Annotated in this window: 15 protein-coding genes; 10 read left to right on the forward strand and 5 right to left on the reverse strand. The window is 72.4% G+C overall.

Going from position 1 to position 16768, the window contains the following annotated elements:
- Nucleotides 1–116: 116 nt before the first annotated feature.
- Nucleotides 117–833 carry a DUF1707 domain-containing protein gene (locus ACFU6K_RS09435; RefSeq protein ID WP_380661896.1) on the reverse strand — a complete coding sequence of 239 codons (717 nt, stop codon included), beginning with the start codon at nt 831–833 and terminating at the stop codon, nt 117–119.
- A gap of 207 nt (nt 834–1040) precedes the next feature.
- Between ACFU6K_RS09435 and ACFU6K_RS09440 the strand changes: the two genes are divergently transcribed.
- The 3 genes from ACFU6K_RS09440 to ACFU6K_RS09450 all read left to right on the forward strand — a co-directional run bounded on the left by ACFU6K_RS09440 (nt 1041) and on the right by ACFU6K_RS09450 (nt 3389).
- Entirely contained in the window at nt 1041–2708 is a 1668-nt protein-coding gene (locus ACFU6K_RS09440) for a fumarate hydratase (RefSeq protein WP_380661897.1), read from the forward strand.
- A gap of 151 nt (nt 2709–2859) precedes the next feature.
- Complete coding sequence (locus ACFU6K_RS09445) at nt 2860–3132, forward strand: type II toxin-antitoxin system Phd/YefM family antitoxin (RefSeq protein ID WP_380661899.1); 273 nt, start codon at nt 2860–2862, stop codon at nt 3130–3132.
- Nucleotides 3129–3389 (forward strand): Txe/YoeB family addiction module toxin, encoded by a 261-nt coding sequence (locus ACFU6K_RS09450; RefSeq protein WP_049651717.1) that lies wholly within the window; start codon nt 3129–3131, stop codon nt 3387–3389. Before ACFU6K_RS09445 ends, ACFU6K_RS09450 begins: the two co-directional genes overlap by 4 nt.
- A 24-nt stretch (nt 3390–3413) precedes the next feature.
- On the opposite strand, the gene ACFU6K_RS09455 is transcribed toward ACFU6K_RS09450, so the two are convergent.
- Nucleotides 3414–4172 (reverse strand): GntR family transcriptional regulator, encoded by a 759-nt coding sequence (locus tag ACFU6K_RS09455; RefSeq protein WP_380661901.1) that lies wholly within the window; start codon nt 4170–4172, stop codon nt 3414–3416.
- A gap of 137 nt (nt 4173–4309) precedes the next feature.
- On the opposite strand from ACFU6K_RS09455, the gene ACFU6K_RS09460 reads away from it, so the two are divergent.
- Nucleotides 4310–4591: a hypothetical protein gene (locus tag ACFU6K_RS09460; protein ID WP_380661902.1), complete on the forward strand. Its 282-nt coding sequence runs from the start codon at nt 4310–4312 to the stop codon at nt 4589–4591.
- A gap of 183 nt (nt 4592–4774) precedes the next feature.
- Here the strand turns inward: ACFU6K_RS09460 and ACFU6K_RS09465 are convergent, their stop codons facing one another.
- Nucleotides 4775–5059 (reverse strand): hypothetical protein, encoded by a 285-nt coding sequence (locus ACFU6K_RS09465; RefSeq protein ID WP_380661903.1) that lies wholly within the window; start codon nt 5057–5059, stop codon nt 4775–4777.
- A gap of 214 nt (nt 5060–5273) precedes the next feature.
- Here ACFU6K_RS09465 and ACFU6K_RS09470 point away from each other — a divergent pair, with 214 nt between their 5' ends.
- The 3 genes from ACFU6K_RS09470 to ACFU6K_RS09480 all read left to right on the forward strand — a co-directional run bounded on the left by ACFU6K_RS09470 (nt 5274) and on the right by ACFU6K_RS09480 (nt 11446).
- Nucleotides 5274–8234, forward strand: coding sequence for a BTAD domain-containing putative transcriptional regulator (locus tag ACFU6K_RS09470; RefSeq protein ID WP_380661904.1), 2961 nt, complete (start codon nt 5274–5276; stop codon nt 8232–8234).
- Between the two features lie 480 nt (nt 8235–8714).
- A complete protein-coding gene (locus ACFU6K_RS09475) occupies nt 8715–9479 on the forward strand; it encodes a class I SAM-dependent methyltransferase (RefSeq protein ID WP_380661905.1) in 765 nt (254 codons plus the stop codon).
- Nucleotides 9480–9562: 83 nt separating this feature from the next.
- Entirely contained in the window at nt 9563–11446 is a 1884-nt protein-coding gene (locus ACFU6K_RS09480; protein ID WP_380661907.1) for a SpoIIE family protein phosphatase, read from the forward strand.
- Nucleotides 11447–11498: 52 nt separating this feature from the next.
- On the opposite strand, the gene ACFU6K_RS09485 is transcribed toward ACFU6K_RS09480, so the two are convergent.
- Nucleotides 11499–13682: an MMPL family transporter gene (locus tag ACFU6K_RS09485; protein ID WP_380661908.1), complete on the reverse strand. Its 2184-nt coding sequence runs from the start codon at nt 13680–13682 to the stop codon at nt 11499–11501.
- Between the two features lie 124 nt (nt 13683–13806).
- Between ACFU6K_RS09485 and ACFU6K_RS09490 the strand changes: the two genes are divergently transcribed.
- Entirely contained in the window at nt 13807–14466 is a 660-nt protein-coding gene (locus ACFU6K_RS09490) for a TetR/AcrR family transcriptional regulator (protein WP_380661909.1), read from the forward strand.
- A gap of 13 nt (nt 14467–14479) precedes the next feature.
- On the opposite strand, the gene ACFU6K_RS09495 is transcribed toward ACFU6K_RS09490, so the two are convergent.
- Entirely contained in the window at nt 14480–15430 is a 951-nt protein-coding gene (locus ACFU6K_RS09495; RefSeq protein ID WP_380661911.1) for a LysR substrate-binding domain-containing protein, read from the reverse strand.
- Nucleotides 15431–15621: 191 nt separating this feature from the next.
- On the opposite strand from ACFU6K_RS09495, the gene ACFU6K_RS09500 reads away from it, so the two are divergent.
- A complete protein-coding gene (locus ACFU6K_RS09500) occupies nt 15622–16173 on the forward strand; it encodes a peroxiredoxin (RefSeq protein WP_030286645.1) in 552 nt (183 codons plus the stop codon).
- A gap of 3 nt (nt 16174–16176) precedes the next feature.
- Nucleotides 16177–16719 (forward strand): alkyl hydroperoxide reductase, encoded by a 543-nt coding sequence (locus tag ACFU6K_RS09505; RefSeq protein WP_049659817.1) that lies wholly within the window; start codon nt 16177–16179, stop codon nt 16717–16719.
- Nucleotides 16720–16768 lie beyond the last annotated feature (49 nt).

Consider the following 16768-nt stretch of genomic DNA (forward strand, 5'->3'; position numbering starts at 1 on the left):
GCTCGCCCGCTATTCATGCCCCCTGCACGAAATCGACTCCGCCGAGCACTGGCCGCACCGCCGCGGCCCCGGCCGGGAGTTGCCCCCCGCCCGGGCACTTCGCAGGTCAACGGCGGTCAGTCGGTGCCGAGTTGACGGCGCACCCACTCCTTCAGCTTCTTGCCGCGGCGCGGCTTGGCCTCGCAACCGCCGAACAGCGCAAGGCCCTTGACCCGGACAACCGGAGCGTACGGGTCCGCCGCGGTCTGCTCGCGGACGTCGAAACCGCCGAAGATGCCGATGCCGGACCCTTGCAGGCTCACGTTCTCCGGGACCCGGATCTGGACCCCGCCGAAGATCGCCGTCACCGTGATCTCCACCTCGGGAGACTCGAACACGGCGTCGCTCAGGTCGATGTCCACGCCACCGAACGCGGTGAAGGCGCTCAGGTGCGAGCCCACCCGCCAGCGGCCCTTGCGGGACGCGCCGCCGAAGATCGCCACCACCGTCGGGGCCTCCTGGCGCGCCGGCTGCGGCGGCGGCGGCCCCTGCGGGGCGCTCAGCGGCTGCTTCTCGAAGGACAGCGGGCGGGCCGGCAGGTCCCGGGTCAGCGGCGCGAGGTCGCCGAAGGTCTTCGAGGCGTACGCGGCCTCGATCCGCTCGGCGTGCTCGTCCGCGTCCAGGCGGCCCTCGGCGTAGGCGTCGCGCAGCAGCTCCGCGACCTTCTCGCGGTCGGCGTCGGAGACGCGCAGCTCCGCCTCCGCGGCCGGCGCGTGCGGCCGCGCCGGGGCCGCGGCCCCGGCCTCGGGCCTGAGTTCGGGTCTGGTCTCGGGCTTGGGTTCGGGTTTGGTCATCGGTACGGGCGCCGGCACCGGCGGCTGCCCCGAATCGTCGTGCGACGGCGAGTTGTCCACGGGGGTCAGCCTAGTCGCTCGCACTCCTGCGCGAGTGAGCCCGGTCACGCAAGGCTGCCCTGTCCGCATGCCGACTTCCGGCGGGTCCTACCCTGGATGGTGCTTCGCCGACGCAGCCGGACCACTGGACCCCTAAGGACCGCCCCGATGGCTCCCACGCCAGACTTCGAGTACAGCGACCTGCTCCCCCTGGGCGCTGACCCGACCCCGTACCGCAAGCTCACCTCCGAGGGCGTCTCCACCTTCGAGGCCGGCGGTCGCACCTTCCTCCAGGTCGAGCCCGAGGCGCTGCGGCTGCTGACGGCCGAGGCGATGCACGACATCTCGCACTACCTGCGCCCCGCCCACCTCGCCCAGCTGCGCCGCATCCTGGACGACCCGGAGGCCAGCCCCAACGACCGCTTCGTCGCGCTCGACCTGCTGAAGAACGTCAACATCTCGGCCGGCGGCATCCTCCCGATGTGCCAGGACACCGGCACCGCGATCGTCATGGGCAAGCGCGGCCAGAACGTGCTGACCCAGGGCGGCGACGACTCCGCCATCGCGCGCGGCGTGTACGACGCGTACACCAGGCTCAACCTGCGCTACTCCCAGATGGCCCCGGTGACCATGTGGGACGAGAAGAACACCGGCAACAACCTGCCTGCCCAGATCGAGCTGTACGCCACCGACGGCGACGCGTACAAGTTCCTGTTCATGGCCAAGGGCGGCGGCTCCGCCAACAAGTCGTACCTGTACCAGGAGACCAAGGCCATCCTGAACGAGGCGAGCATGCTCTCGTTCCTGGAGCAGAAGATCCGCTCGCTGGGCACCGCGGCCTGCCCGCCGTACCACCTGGCCATCGTGATCGGCGGCACCAGCGCCGAGTTCGCGCTGAAGACCGCCAAGTACGCCTCGGCGCACTACCTGGACAACCTGCCGACCTCGGGCGACGCCAAGACCGGCCACGGCTTCCGCGACCTGGAGCTGGAGGCCAAGGTCACCGAGCTGACCCAGAAGATCGGCATCGGCGCCCAGTTCGGCGGCAAGTACTTCTGCCACGACGTGCGCGTGGTCCGCCTGCCCCGCCACGGCGCCTCGCTGCCGGTCGCGATGGCGGTCTCCTGCTCCGCCGACCGCCAGGCGCTCGGCAAGATCACCGCCGAGGGCGTCTTCCTGGAGCAGCTGGAGACCGACCCGGCGAAGTACCTGCCGGACACCACCGACGAGCACCTGGACGACGACGTGGTGCGCGTCGACCTCAACCAGCCGATGTCCGCGATCCGCGCCGAGCTGTCCAAGTACCCGGTGAAGACCCGACTCTCGCTCACCGGCACCCTGGTGGTCGCCCGCGACATCGCCCACGCCAAGATCAAGGAGCGCCTGGACGCCGGCGAGGGCATGCCCAAGTACCTCCAGGACCACCCGGTCTACTACGCGGGCCCGGCCAAGACCCCCGAGGGCTACGCCTCCGGCTCCTTCGGCCCCACCACGGCCGGCCGGATGGACTCCTACGTCGACCAGTTCCAGGCGGCCGGCGGCTCGATGGTCATGCTCGCCAAGGGCAACCGCAGCAAGCAGGTCACCGACGCCTGCGCCCGGCACGGCGGCTTCTACCTCGGCTCGATCGGCGGCCCGGCCGCCCGCCTCGCCCAGGACTGCATCAAGAAGGTCGAGGTGCTGGAGTACGCCGAGCTCGGCATGGAGGCGGTCTGGCGCATCGAGGTCGAGGACTTCCCGGCCTTCATCGTCGTCGACGACAAGGGCAACGACTTCTTCCGCGAGACCACCGAGGGCCCGCTGATCACCAGCCTGCGCGTCCGCTCCAAGGAGTAACCCCGCGCGCGGCAGCAGCCCGCACGCCCCCGAACCGCCCCGGCCGCCCCGCGCCCGGGGCGGTCTTCGTTCGCCTGTCGCATGGCATCCGGTACCGGATACTCGTACCATTGCGGTACGGACATCCGGTACCCGAGTGGAAGGCCGTCCCATGGCGATCAGTGCGAGCGAGGCGCGCACGCAGCTCTTCCCGTTGATCAAGAAGGTCAACGACGACCACGCGCCGATAAGGATCACCTCCAAGGGTGGGGACGCCGTCCTGATGTCCGCGGAGGACTACGACTCCTGGCAGGAGACGATCTACCTCCTGCGCTCCCCCGCCAACGCGCAGCGGCTCATGGAAGCCGTCGCCCGCGACAAGGCCGGCCACCCCGGCGTCACCAGGACCATGGAGGAACTGGAAGCGCTGGCGGGTGAGGTGTGAGGAGCGTCCATTTCGACCCCGACGGCTGGGAGGACTTCCTGTTCTGGCTCGGGTCGAACCGGAAGATGGCTCAGCGGATCACCCGACTGATCGGCGAGATCCAGCGGGACCCCTTCGACGGCATCGGGAAGCCCGAGCCACTGAAGGGCGACCTGGCGGGCTACTGGTCGCGGCGGATCGACGACGAACACCGACTGGTGTACCGGGCGGACGAGAAGGAGGTGAAGATCCTCAAGGCCCGCTACCACTACCAGTAGCAACCGCGGGCCGACCCACCCGGCTCAGGCGTCGAAGTCGTACTCCAGGACGTAGGAGGCGGCGTCCAGGATCATCTCGTTGAGCTCGACGACCTGGCCCTCGTCGGCGAAGGCGGTGCGGCAGATCAGGATGACCGGGGTGCCGGCGGACAGCTCCAGGCGGGCGGACTCGTCGGCGCTGGGCATCCGGGAGCGGACCTCCTCGCGGAAGTGCACGGGCTTGGCGCCGATCTCGGCGAGCCGGGCGTAGGTGCCGCCGGGGCCGGTGTCCTCGCGGGTGATGGCGGTGCCGGAGACCAGTACGGCGGGCAGGTAGGAGGTCGAGAGCAGCACCGGCTTGCCGTCCAGGACGAAGCGGCGGTGCCGCACGCACATCGGGGCGCCCGGGTCGGCCCCGAGCACCCGGGCCACGTGCTCGGGCGCGCCCTGCTCGGTGACGGACACCTGGTCGACCACCAGGCTGCGGTTGTCGATGTCCGCCGACCATATCGACCGGCCCGACCCCCACTGCCCCTGCGCCAGCCGCTGGATGCCGCGCCGGCGCAGCGGCCGGAAGTCCCGGACGAACACCCCGGCGCCGCGGCGCGCCTCGGCGATGCCCTCGCTCTGCAGCACGCCCAGCGCCTGGCGGGCGGTCATCCGGGCCACGCCGTACTCGTCCATGAGGTCGTTCTCGCCGGGCAGCCGGTCGCCAGCGCGGTACCGGCCGGTGTCGACGGCCTCCTTCAGCGCTTCGGCGATCCGCTGGTACTTGGGCCGCTTGTCGCCATTGCTGCCGGTCATCGCCGCTCCCTCTGCCTGGGACAAATCGTAGGCGTGCCCGCGGTCGCCGGTAAGGAGATACGACCGTTGACATCTCTAGAGATATTAGCTTCTCTAGAGATGCTGGCCAGTCGCCGACCAGAGCGAGGAGCAGCACGGTGAGCACCCGACAGCGCAACGCCCCGGCCTACCGGCCCCACGTGGGTGAACTCGTCCTCGACCGGAGGACCGGACGCACCGGCGTCTACATGGACACCATCGGCGGCGAGCACTACCTGCGCCCCGAGGGCGGCGGCCGGGAATGGGCCGCGGAACCGCACCACGTCGCCCCCGCCCCCGGATCAGGGACCGGCGATTCAGCCGAATGCGATCTTCCCCGCCAATTTCGGCAAAACGCAGACAAACGGCGGCATTCCGACCACCGCAATACCCCCGGGTGAATCGGTAATTCCGGAACGTGTCCCGGCCGCCGTCGGGCACGTTACGGATATCGCCGGTCACCATGAGTGCACCGGCGGTGCGTTTCGGCCACCGGTCGACACCGGCGGGGAATTGGCGTGCCCATAACCGACCGCGCCCCCGCGCCCGGACGGGGGCGCGGGGGCACCGGGGCCGTGACCCGCTTACGGGTGGCCCATGATGATGTTCTCCGGCTCGTACGTCTTGCCCGGCTTGCCCGTGGCCGGCGCGGTGGGCTGCTCGATGTACTCGCCCTCGTCGCCGAACGTGCCGTTCTCGAACGCGTCCTTCTGCTCGTCGGTCGGCGCGGTGTACTCGGCCGGGTTCGAAGACACGGCCACCGCGTCCTCGACAGCCTTGCCCGCCTCCACAGCGGCGGCCGGAGCCTCGGTCTTCGTCCCGTTCTCGGGCGTCGACAGCACCGGGGTCTCGCTCTGGTCGTTGGCCATTGGGCGGCCGCCTTTCGGTCATCAAATGTGTTCAGCCCGACCTTCGTGGCGCGGGCGCGGGGACAGTATCGTAGGGTTGATTAAATGTCCGATAAACATCGTGCGGCTTGCGGTGCCGTCCGGCAGAGTCGGGCGTCCGCCTAAGCTGAAGCACCGCGGCGGACCGCCGAGCGCCCTTTCACGGAATCAACACCACAGGCCATCGGGGGACTTCATGGAGTTTCGGGAGACGCCGCAGACCCCTGCGCTGCGCTTCCAAGTCCTCGGTCCGGTCCAGGCCTGGCTCGACGGCAAGCCCCTCTCCCTCGGGTCCCCCCAGCAACAGGCCGTTCTGACCACTCTCCTGCTGCACTCCGGGCGCCCGGTCACCACGCAGGACCTGGTCGATTCGCTCTGGGGCGAGCGGCCCCCGGCTCAGGCCGTGGCCGCACTCCGCACGTACGTCTCCCGTCTGCGCTCGGTCATCGAGCCCCGCCGGGAGGTCCGCCGCCCCGCCGAGCTCCTGGTCTCGGTCGCCGACGGCTACGCCCTGCGCATCCCCGGCGAGGCTCTCGACCTGGCGATCTTCGAACGGCTCTCCGCCGACGCCGCGGCCGCCCGCACCTCGGGCGACAAGCACGAGGCGCACCGACTGCTGACCCAGGCGCTGGACCTGTTCAGCGGCCGCCCGCTCACCGGCATCCCCGGCCCCTACGCCGACACCCAGCGGCTGCGGCTCGGCGAGCGCCAGGTCGACGCCGCCGAGGAGCTGTGCGCCGCCGCCCTGGACATCGGCCTGCACGCCGAGATCGTCATCGAGCTCAACAAACTGACGACCGAGCATCCCCTGCGCGAGCGTCTGCGCGAGCTGCTGATGCTGGCGCTGTACCGCTGCGGACGCCAGGCCGAGGCACTCGGCGTCTACACCGACACCCGCAAGCTCCTGATCGAGGAGCTCGGGGTGGAACCGGGCGTCGGCCTGTCCTCGATGCACAATCGCATCCTCGCGGCCGATCCGGCGCTCACCCTCCCGGCCGTACCCGCTCCCGCCGCTCGGGAGGACGGCCCGGCCGCACCCCCCGCTCCGGCCCAACTCCCGGCTGACGTCTCCGACTTCAGTGGCCGTTCGAATCTGGTGGGCGACCTCTCCGCGGTCCTGATGAACGCCACCGGCCAGGCCGTGGTGGTGACCTCGCTGGCGGGCATCGGCGGCGTCGGCAAGACCACCCTCGCCGTGCACGTCGCCCACCGCGTCCGCGCCGAGTTCCCGGACGGACAGCTGTACGTCGACCTGCGCGGAGCCGGTTCCTCGCCCGCGGACCCGGTGGTCGTGCTGGGCGACTTCCTGCACGCCCTCGGCGTCGCGGAGAGCCCCGACTCGCTGGAACAGCGCGCCGCCCTCTACCGTTCGCTGCTCGCCAGCCGCCGGATGCTGATCCTGCTCGACAACGCGCGCGACGCCGACCAGATCCGGCCGCTCATCCCCGGGGTCTCCGGCTGCGCGGTGCTCGCCACCAGCCGGTCCCGGCTGGCCGGCATCCCCGGCGCCCAGCTGTTCGACGTCGAGGAACTGACCCCGGAGGAGGCGCTGGCGCTGTTCTCGGCGATCGTCGGGGAGCAGCGGGTGGCCGCCGAGCCGGAGGCGGCCATGAAGGTCGTCACCGCCTGCGGCTTCCTGCCGCTGGCCGTGCGCATCGCCGCCGCCCGGCTGGCCAGCCGCCCGCGCTGGAGCGTCTCCGACCTGGCCCGTCGGTTAGCCGACCAGCGCCGGCGGCTGGACGAGCTCCAGCTCGGCAACCTCGCCGTGGAGACCACCATCGGGCTCGGCTACGGACAGCTGTCCGTGGACGAGGCCCGCGCCTTTCGGCTGCTCGCCCTGATCGACTCCCCCGACGTCCCGCTGGCCGCCGCCGCAGCGCTGCTCGGGGTGGACGAGTACACCGCCGAGGACCTCGCCGAGGCGCTGGTCGAGGCGAACATGCTGGAGTGCTTCACCCCCGGCCGCTACCGCTACCACGACCTGCTCCGGCTCTACGCCCAGCGGCAGAACGAGCGGATCGGGGACACCGGGGAGCAGGAGCGGGCGGTGTCGCGGCTGCTGGACCTGTTGATCCCGACCGTCCGCAACGCGGCCCGGACCATCGAACCGGACGACACCGAGCCCGAGCTGCTGGCCACGCCCTCCTCACCGGGAATGGGCCTGCCGACCAGCGGCTCCGCCCAGGACTGGCTCCGGACCGAGGGGGCCCTGCTGCTCAACGCCATGGCCGCGGCGGCGAACGGGCCCAGCAGCGCCCAGCACGCGGCGATCGACCTGCTGATCCTGCTGTACGGCCTCGGCCCCGACCCCACCCACGGTCCCCAGGTGCGGCCGATCCTGGAGACCCTCGGCCACGCGGCGGGGCAGCGCGGCGACTCCGCCGCACTCGCGCGGGTCCATTTCGCCCTCGGCGCCCTGAATGCCGTCACCAGCGACTTCCAGAACGCCGAGCACTCACTGCGGCACAGCCTCGACCACCAGGCTCCGGACGACCCGTCGGTCCTGCTGCTGGCCACGGCCAACACGCTGGGCGTGATCCTGAGCGTGGGGAACCGTCCGGCCGAGGCCCTGCCCTTCCTCGAACAGGCCCTGGCCATCAACCGGCAGGTCGGCACGGCGTTCGGGGAAGCGCGGATCGTCAGCAACATCGCCCGGGTGCAGCACCGCCTCGGCATGACCGAGACGGCGATCCGGTCCGCCGGGGAAGGCGTCGCCGCCGCCCGGGCCTCCAAGAACGGCCCGCTGCTCGCCCAGACCCTCTACCAGCTGGGCGTGGTGCTCTCCGGTGCCGAGGCCGTCCCGCACCTGCGGGAGGCGCACCGGCTGTACCGGGCCCAGCGAGACCCGCTGTGGGAGGGCTACACCCTGGCCCGGCTGGCCTCCGCCCTGCTCGTCGCCGACCAGCACTCCGAGGCGGCCTCGGCGGCCGGCGAGTCGCTGGCGCTCGGGCAGGAGATGGACTCCGCCTACTGCCAGGGCCTGGCGAACGCCGCGCTGGGCGAGGCCCTGTTGGCGCTCGCCCAGCCGGCTCGTGGACTCGCCTGCCTCCAAGAGGCCCATGCGATCTTCACACGGCTCGGTGTGCCTGAGGCCTCCCCCGTGGCGGACCTCATCTCCCAGCAGCACACCGAGCCCTTCTCTCCCCCCGCGCCGTAAGGCTTCCGCTCCCCCACGGACAACCTCCCCCGTTCCGCGCGTCGGCGCCCCCGCAGCCCCCCGGCTGCGGGAGCGCCCTCAACGCTTCCCCGGCGCTGGACTCCACTGTGCACCGCGCCGATTGACGTTCGATAAACGTCCGATAGTCAGCCCGCTAGTGGAAGAAACCCCAGGTCATCGACCTCACCCGGGCGCATCGTCCGGCGTGCGGGGCCGCGCGCACAACCCCGCCCGCACCCTCGTGCTTCCGCAACCCGGGCCACAACGGCCCAAGCACGGCGAGTTGGCCGGAAACGGACCCCATGGCGCAGTGATCACGCATATTCTCAGATGCCAGTACGCACACGAGTGTCGGCCGGAAACGCGTCGGGGTGCAGTCCGTCCGTGTGGTGCGGAGAGCGTGACGTACCGCCACCGGCAGCGGCCCTCGGGGCCGCGGAGGAGCCACCGGAGGCCACGGGTGGAAGGGTGCCTCGCAACGTGACGACCGGACAGATATCCGACCCGTTCCCCGTCGGCGAGGACGCCGGCGACGACGAGCCCGAGGTACGGCGGCGGCGGGCGGCCCGGGCGCTGCAGGCGGTCGCCTTCGACACCATCGGCGCCGGGTACGGCGAGGCCTTCCCGGCCAAGGACGGCCAGCTGGCCTGCGGCCGGCGGCTGCTCACCGAGCTCGAACCGGGCGCCCGGGTGCTGGACGTGGGCTGCGGCACCGGTGACCCGACCGTCCGCCAGCTGGCCGCGGCCGGTCTGCGGGTGACCGGCGCGGACCTCTCCGACGGGATGCTCACGCTGGCCCGGCGCACCGTCTTCCCGGGCGGGTTTCCGCCGGTGTTCCATCGGATCGACCTGTACGATCTGGCCACCGAGCGGGCGGACCGGGTCTGGAACGCCCCCGACCTGGGGTCGGAGGGCCGGGGCCGCTTCGCCGCGATCACCGCGTTCTTCTCGCTGATCCTGCTGCCGCAGGACGAGATCCCGACCGTGCTGGGGCAGCTGCGCGAACTCCTGCGGCCGGCCGGACTGCTGGCGCTCGGTATGGTCGAGGCGGACCTGGATCACGTTCCGCTTCCGTTCCTTGGCAGAGAGCTGCGGATCAGTGGGTATCTGAGGGAGGATCTGGAGCGGGTTCTGGTCTCGGCCGGCTTCGCCGTCGAGGAGTGCTCGGGGCATCCGTACGCACCGGCCAGCACCTCGCTGCCGCCGGAGGAACAGCTGTTCCTGTGCTGTCGACGCGTCGGCTGATCGAACCGGGACAGGACCGGCCGCACCCGTGGCCGGCGCAACAGAACAGCTCACCGACCACACCGAATCCAGGACAGGCAGCCGTGCGCGACCAGCTCAAGACCGAGGCGGAGCAGCCGCCCGCCGTCCCGGGCCAGCGCCGCCAGGTCCCGGCCGCGACAGCGGGCCCGACACCGGCCCCGACCCTGGCCGCGGCCCCGGCCGCCGCGCGACGGACGGGCGCACGACCGGAGCGCACCGAGATGGCGGACCGCCTGGCGTACCTCGACTCGGCGACCCGGCGGATCAACAGCGCCCTCGACCTCGCCGCGACACTGCGCAACATCGGCCGGGTGCTGGTCCCGACGCTCGCCGACGCCGCCGTCATCCACCTGCGCGACCCGCTGCCCAACGTCGAACGCGAACCCGGTTTCCCGGAGGAGCTGCGGATACACCACAGCACCGGCACCCGGATCGGCCGCCGCGGCCGCCCGAGCGGCATGGACGACCGGCGCCGCTCCCGCTACGGCGCCCGCTCGACCGCCGACGGCGGCCCGGCCACCCCGGTGACCCGCGGCGGGGCACTCGCCCACGCCCTGCTGAGCCGCCGCCCCGCCGACCCCGCCGTCCTCGGCACCCCCTCCGCCGAGCGCGCCGAGACGCTGCTGCGCGAGCTGTACGGCACCCGCGGGGTGGCCCGGCTGGCCGCCGGCACCTCCGTCCTCGCCCTGCCGCTGCGCGGCCGCAAGGCCGTGCTCGGGCTGCTGATACTGATCCGCCGCCCTCCCGAACGCACCGGCCGCCCGGTCTTCGACGCCGCGGACACCGCGACCGCGGCGCACCTCGCCACCCAGGCCGGGCTGGCCGTGGACACCGCGCTGCGCTACGCCCGCGAGTGGGAGATCGCCAACGAGCTCCAGCGCAGCATGCTGCCGCTGCGCCTGCCGCAGTCGCACGGCGTCCGGATCGCCCAGCGCTACCTGCCCGGTGAGCGCGGCGCGCAGGTCGGCGGGGACTGGTACGACGCCGTCCCGCTGCCCGGCAACCGGGTCGCCCTGATCGTCGGCGACGTGATGGGCCACTCGCTCACCTCGGCCGCCATCATGGGCCAGCTGCGCACCAGCGCCCAGACCCTGGCCGCCCTCGACCTGCCGCCGCACGAGGTGCTCTACCACCTGGACGAGCAGGCCCAGCGGCTCGGCCGCGAACAGCACCTGGCCACCTGCGTCTACGCGGTGTACGACCCGATCGCCAACCGGGTGGTGATGGCCAACGCCGGGCACGTCCCGCCGGTGCTGGTCCGCCCGGACGGCACCGCCGAACTGGTCGAGTTGGACTCCGGGGCGCCGATCGGCGTCGGCGGGGTGGACTTCAACTCCGTCGAACTGCCCGCGCCGCCCGGCTCGGCGCTGCTGCTGTTCACCGACGGCCTGGTGGAGACCCGCACCCGCCCGATCAGCGACGGCCTGGAGGTGCTGCGCACCCGGATCGCCGCCGCCCGCTGGCAGTCCCCCGAGCAGCTGTGCCAGGAGGCGCTGCGGATCCTGCCGCCCGGCGACCGGGGCGACGACATCGCGCTGCTCGGCGCCTGCTTCGACGGCATCCCGGCCGGGGACGTCGCGCACTGGTACCTCCAGCCGCGCAACGAGACGCCGGGCCGGGCCCGCCGGCTGGCCGCGCACACGCTGCGCCGCTGGGGGCTGGACGAGCTCAGCGAGGCGACCGAGCTGATGGTCAGCGAGCTGGTGACCAACGCCGTCCAGCACGCGACCCGGCCGGTCACCCTGAGCCTGGTGCGCACCACCCGGCTGCGCTGCGAGGTCGGCGACGACAGCCCGTTGCTGCCGCGCCCGCGCCGCACCGGGCCGGAGGACGAACGCGGGCGCGGACTGCAGATAGTCGCCCGGTGCGCGGACCGCTGGGGCGCGACCAGGCTGGGCACCGGCAAGGTGGTCTGGTTCGAGCAGCGGCTGCCCGTCCAGACCTGACGGCGCCCGGCGGGAACGGATCCTGCCGGACGCCCGGACCTGCCCTCGGGTCTCAGACCCGGGCGGGCTCCCGCGCCGACCGCTCCTCCAACTCGGCGATCAGCTGCTCGCCCTCCATGTCGACCTTCGGCACGACCTTCTCCAGCCGCTTCGGGAACCACCAGGCGGCCCTGCCGAACAGCGCCATCGCGGCCGGCACCAGCGCCATCCGCACCACGAAGGCGTCCACCAGCACGCCCACCGCGAGGGCGAAGCCGATCGGCTGGACGATCGGGTCGTGGCCGAAGACGAACGAGCCGAACACCGCCACCATGATCAGCGCGGCCGCCGTGACCACCCGGGCGCCGTTCTTCACCCCGCCGACGACCGCCTCGCGCGGCGCCGCCCCGTGGACGTGCTGCTCCTTCATCCCGGAGACCAGGAACAGCTCGTAGTCCATCGCCAGCCCGAACAGCACGCCGATCAGCAGGATCGGCACGAAGCTCACCACCGGCCCGACCTTGGGCACGTCGATCAGCCCGTCCAGCCAGCCCCACTGGTAGACCGCGACCACCGCGCCGAGCGAGGCGGTGATGCTGAGCAGGAAGCCGGCCACCGCCTTGAGCGGGACGAGCACCGAGCGGAACGCCAGCGCCAGCAGCACCACCGCGATCCCGACGATCACCGCGAGGAACGGCGGCAGCGCCTGGCCGAGCTTGGTGGAGACGTCGATGTTGGCGGCCGTGGTGCCGGTGACGGCGATGTCCGCGCCGGTCGCCGCCCTGAGCTCCGCCTTCTGGCCGCGGATCTCGTTGACCAGCGCCTTGGTGTCCTCGTGGTCCGGTCCGGTCCGCGGGATGACGGTCACCAGCGCGGTGCCGCTCGCCTGGTCGACGGTCGGCGGCAGCAGCGTCGCCACGCCGTCGAGGGTCTGGAGCTTCGCGGCCACGCCCTGCACCGCCTGCTCGGGCCGCGGCGCGCCGTGGGCGTCCACCACGACCACCAGCGGAGCGTTGAAGCCCGGCCCGAAGGCCTCGCCCACCAGGTCGTACGCCTTGCGCGGGTCCGTCCCGGCGGCCTGCGAACCGCCGCTCGGCAGGCCGAGGTTCAGGCTCGCGGCGGGCACCGCCAGGGCGCCCAGCCCGGCCAGCCCGACCAGCAGGACGGGCAGCGGACGGCGGACCACGAAGCGGCCCCAGCGCTCGCCCAGGGTGGTGCGGCCGTTGGTGGTCAGGGCCCGCTTCCAGACCGGCAGCCGGTCGATGGCGCGGCCGGTGAAGCCCAGCACGGCGGGCAGCAGCGTGATCGCGACCAGGACGGCCACCACGACGGCCGCGGAGGCGGCCAGGCCCATCACGGTGAGGAAGGGGACGCCCGCGACGGAGAGCCCGGCGAGCGCGACGACCACGGTCAGACCGGCGAAGACGACGGCGCTGCCGGCGGTCGCGGTGGCCCGGGCGGCGGCCTCCTCCGGCTCCAGGCCCTCGTCCAGGTGGCGGCGGTACCGGAAGAGGATGAACAGCGCGTAGTCGATGCCGACCGCGAGGCCGACCATCAGCGCCAGCACCGGCGCGGTGGTGATGATCTCGAAGGAGCCGGTGAGCGCCAGCAGGCCGGCCATCGTCACGCCGACGCCGACCAGCGCGGTCAGCAGCGGCAGTCCGGCGGCGACCAGCGTGCCGAGGGTGACCACCAGGACCACCCCGGCCACCACCAGGCCGATCGCCTCGCTGCCGCCCTCGATCTGGGCCATGGTGTTGTAGGCGTCGCCACCGAAGGCCACCTCCAGCCCGGCCGCCCGGGCCGGCTCGGCGGCGGCCTTCACGGCCTCGCGCTGCCGGTCGGTGACGTCCGCGAGCTTGTGGTCGAAGGAGACCAGCGCGATCGCGACCTTCCCGTCCGGCGAGAGCGCGCCGGTGGCGTACGGGTCGGGCACCGCGGCCACGCCCGGCACCTGGGCCATCCGGGCGACGGCCTCGCCGACCGCCCGGCCCGCCTCGGGCGTCCCGATGCCGCCGGGGGCGCCGGCGGCGAAGACGACCTGCGCGGAGCCGTGGCCCTGTGCCGGGAAGGTGTCCTTGATCCGGTCCAGGGTGGCCTGTGCCTCGGTGCCCGGGACCTTGAACTCGTCGGTGGTCTTGCCGGCGAAGGCGCCCGCGGCCCCGCCGACGGCGATCAGCAGGGCGATCCAGACGGCGACGACGGCCCGCCGTCGTCGGAAGCAGAAGCGGCCCAGTCGGTACAGGTACGTGGCCATCGGCGGTCCCTCGGGTCGGTCAGGGCAGGTCGTGTCCCACCGTAGACCCAACTTTGTCGAGTGACAAAGTTGGCCGACAAGATCGTGTGACACAGTTGCCCGACCGTGGCGCTACCCTGGCGGGATGGCACACGTCCCCGCCTCCGAACGCCGACCGCAACTGGTCCAGGCCGCCATCGACCTGATGACCAGGGAGGGGATCGCGGCCGGCAGCACCCGCGCGATCGCGGCCGAGCTGGGCGTCGCGCAGGCGACGGTGCACTACACCTTCGGCACCAAGAAGGACCTCTACCGGGCGGTCGTCGAGCGGCTGACCTCCGACTTCGTCGGCGAGGTCCGCGCCGCCTCCCCGGGCGACGGCGCGTTCGGCGAGCAGGTCCGCACCCTGGTGCGGGCGCTCTGGGAGGCCGCCACCGGCGAGCACGGGCACTGCGTGCTGCTGAGCGAGTTCGGGGCGCTGGCGCTGCGCGACCCGGACATGCGGGAGATCATGCTGGAGATGCAGCACGACATCGAGGGCACCGCCGTCGAGATGCTCAGCGCCCTCGCGGCCGCCCACGGCCTGACCCTGGCGCTGCCCGCCCGCCGGATCGCCGTCCACTTCCTCGGCGGCTTCGACGGCCTGACGGCCCGCCACCTGACCCTGCGCAACCCCGGCGACCGGCCCGACCCGGACACCCTGGAGGCGCTGGAGCTGCTGGTCGCGACGACGGTCGGGCTCTGCCTGGGCACTCCGGCCGCCCGCCCCGAGCCTGGCTGGCACGGGGACCGGGACGGGCTCTGAGCCTGGACGGGCCCTAGGAGACGATCCGGACCGGCAGCTCGACCAGCACCTCGCGCAGCGCGGCCGCGAAGCGCTCGTACTCGGCGCTGCGGGCCGAGCCCGGCCGGACGGCCAGCCCGATCCGGCGGCCGGGCGCCGGGGCGGCGAAGCGCACGGCGGCCAGCCGGTCGGTGCGCCCGGCCTCGACGTCCAGCGCGGTGGCGGGCAGCAGGGTCACCCCGAGGCCGCCGGCGACCAGCTGGACCAGGGTGGACAGGCCGGCCGCGCGGGTGGTCGAGCCCGCCGGGTCGGCGCCGACCTCGCGGCAGATGTCCAGCGCCTGGTCGCGCAGGCAGTGGCCCTCCTCCAGCAGCAGGACGTCCAGGTCGAGCAGCACGTCGCGCGGCACGTCGATCCGACCGGCGAGCGGGTGGGCGGGCGGGGTGAGCAGGACGAAGTCCTCGTCGAACAGCGGGATGTCCCTGGTCGGCGAGGTCCCGCCGGCCGGCAGCGCGAGCAGCAGGACGTCCAGCCGCCCGGCGGCCAGGCCCTCCAGCAGCGAGGGGGTGCGCTCCTCGTGGACGTGCGGCTCCAGGTCCGGGAAGCGGTCGCGGACCAGCCGCAGCACGGTGGGCAGCAGGTAGGGCGCGACGGTCGGGATGACCCCCAGGTGCAACGGCCCGGTGAACGGGCGGCGGGCGGCCTCGACCTCCTCGGTGAGGGCCTGTAGCGAGGCGAGCACCCGGCGGGCGTGCTGGTGCACGCGCTCCCCCAATGGGGTGACAATCACCTTGCGCGTCGTACGCTCGACCAGCTGCGCGCCCAGCGACTCCTCCAGCGCCGCGACCGCCCCGGACAGCGCGGGCTGACTGGTCCCGGTGGCGGCGGCGGCCTCCCGGAAGTGCCGGTGCTCGGCCACCGCGACGAAGGCCCGCAGCTGGGCGACAGTCGGAGTGCGCGGGCTGCGGACTGTGGCGCTCGCCACAGTCGGGTCGGTCCTGGTGCCGCTGTTCCTACGGGAACCCGGCCGCGACGTGGGGGATTCGGTACTGATAACAATCTCCGATCAGACACATCCAGTGTAGCTATTTCCCTGATCAGTCCACGATGTGGAACTGTGAGTGGTGTCCGGATTCCGGACAAAGCTCCCCTCACCTCACTTCAGGAGAAGCGAACGTGCTCACGATCGGTGACAAGTTCCCCGAGTTCGACCTCAAGGCCTGTGTCGACCTGGATGCCGCGAGCGCCTTCGCCGACATCGACCACAAGACCTACGAGGGCAAGTGGAAGATCGTCTTCTTCTGGCCGATGGACTTCACCTTCGTCTGCCCGACCGAGATCGCCGCGTTCGGCAAGCTGAACGACGAGTTCGCCGACCGCGACGCCCAGATCCTCGGCGTCTCCGGTGACTCCGAGTTCGTGCACCACGCCTGGCGCAAGGACCACAAGGACCTGCGCGACCTGCCCTTCCCGATGCTGGCCGACATCAAGCACGACCTGATGCGCGCCTGCGGCGTCGAGGGCGAGGACGGCACCGCCCAGCGCGCCGTCTTCATCGTCGACCCGAACAACGAGATCCAGTTCGTCATGGTCACCGCCGGCTCCGTCGGCCGTAACCCCAAGGAGGTCCTGCGGGTGCTGGACGCCCTGCAGACCGACGAGCTGTGCCCGTGCAACTGGAACAAGGGCGAGGACACCCTCGACGCCCAGGCCCTGCTGGCGGGCTGACCCATGGCTCTCGACGACCTGAAGGCCGCCCTCCCGGACTACGCCAAGGACCTCAAGCTCAACCTGGGCTCGGTCATCGGCAACTCCGACCTCCCCGCCCAGCAGCTCTGGGGCACCGTGCTGTCCTGCGCGATGGCCACCCGCAGCCCCGGCCTGCTGCGCGAGCTGGAGCCCGAGGCCAAGGCCAACCTCTCCCCGGAGGCGTACACCGCCGCCAAGGGCGCGGCCGCGATCATGGGGATGAACAACGTCTACTACCGGACGCTGCACCTGCTCTCCGACAAGGAGTACAGCACGATGCGGGCCGGTCTGCGGATGAACATCATCGGCACCCCGGGCGTCGAGAAGGTCGACTTCGAGCTCTGGTGCTTCGCGGTCTCGGCCATCAACGGCTGCGGCCAGTGCCTCGACTCGCACGAGGCCGTGCTGCGCAAGGCCGGCGTCGAGCGCGAGGTCGTCCAGGCCTCGATGAAGATCGCCGCCGTCCTCCAGGCCGTGGCCGGTGTCCTCGACTCCGAGGCCGCCCTGGCGGACGTCACCGCCTGACGCACCCCGGCACCCCGACGGGCCCCTCCCGGACACCACGTCCGTGAGG

Source organism: Kitasatospora sp. NPDC057512, from assembly GCF_042802135.1.
Taxonomy (GTDB): Bacteria; Actinomycetota; Actinomycetes; order Streptomycetales; family Streptomycetaceae; genus Kitasatospora.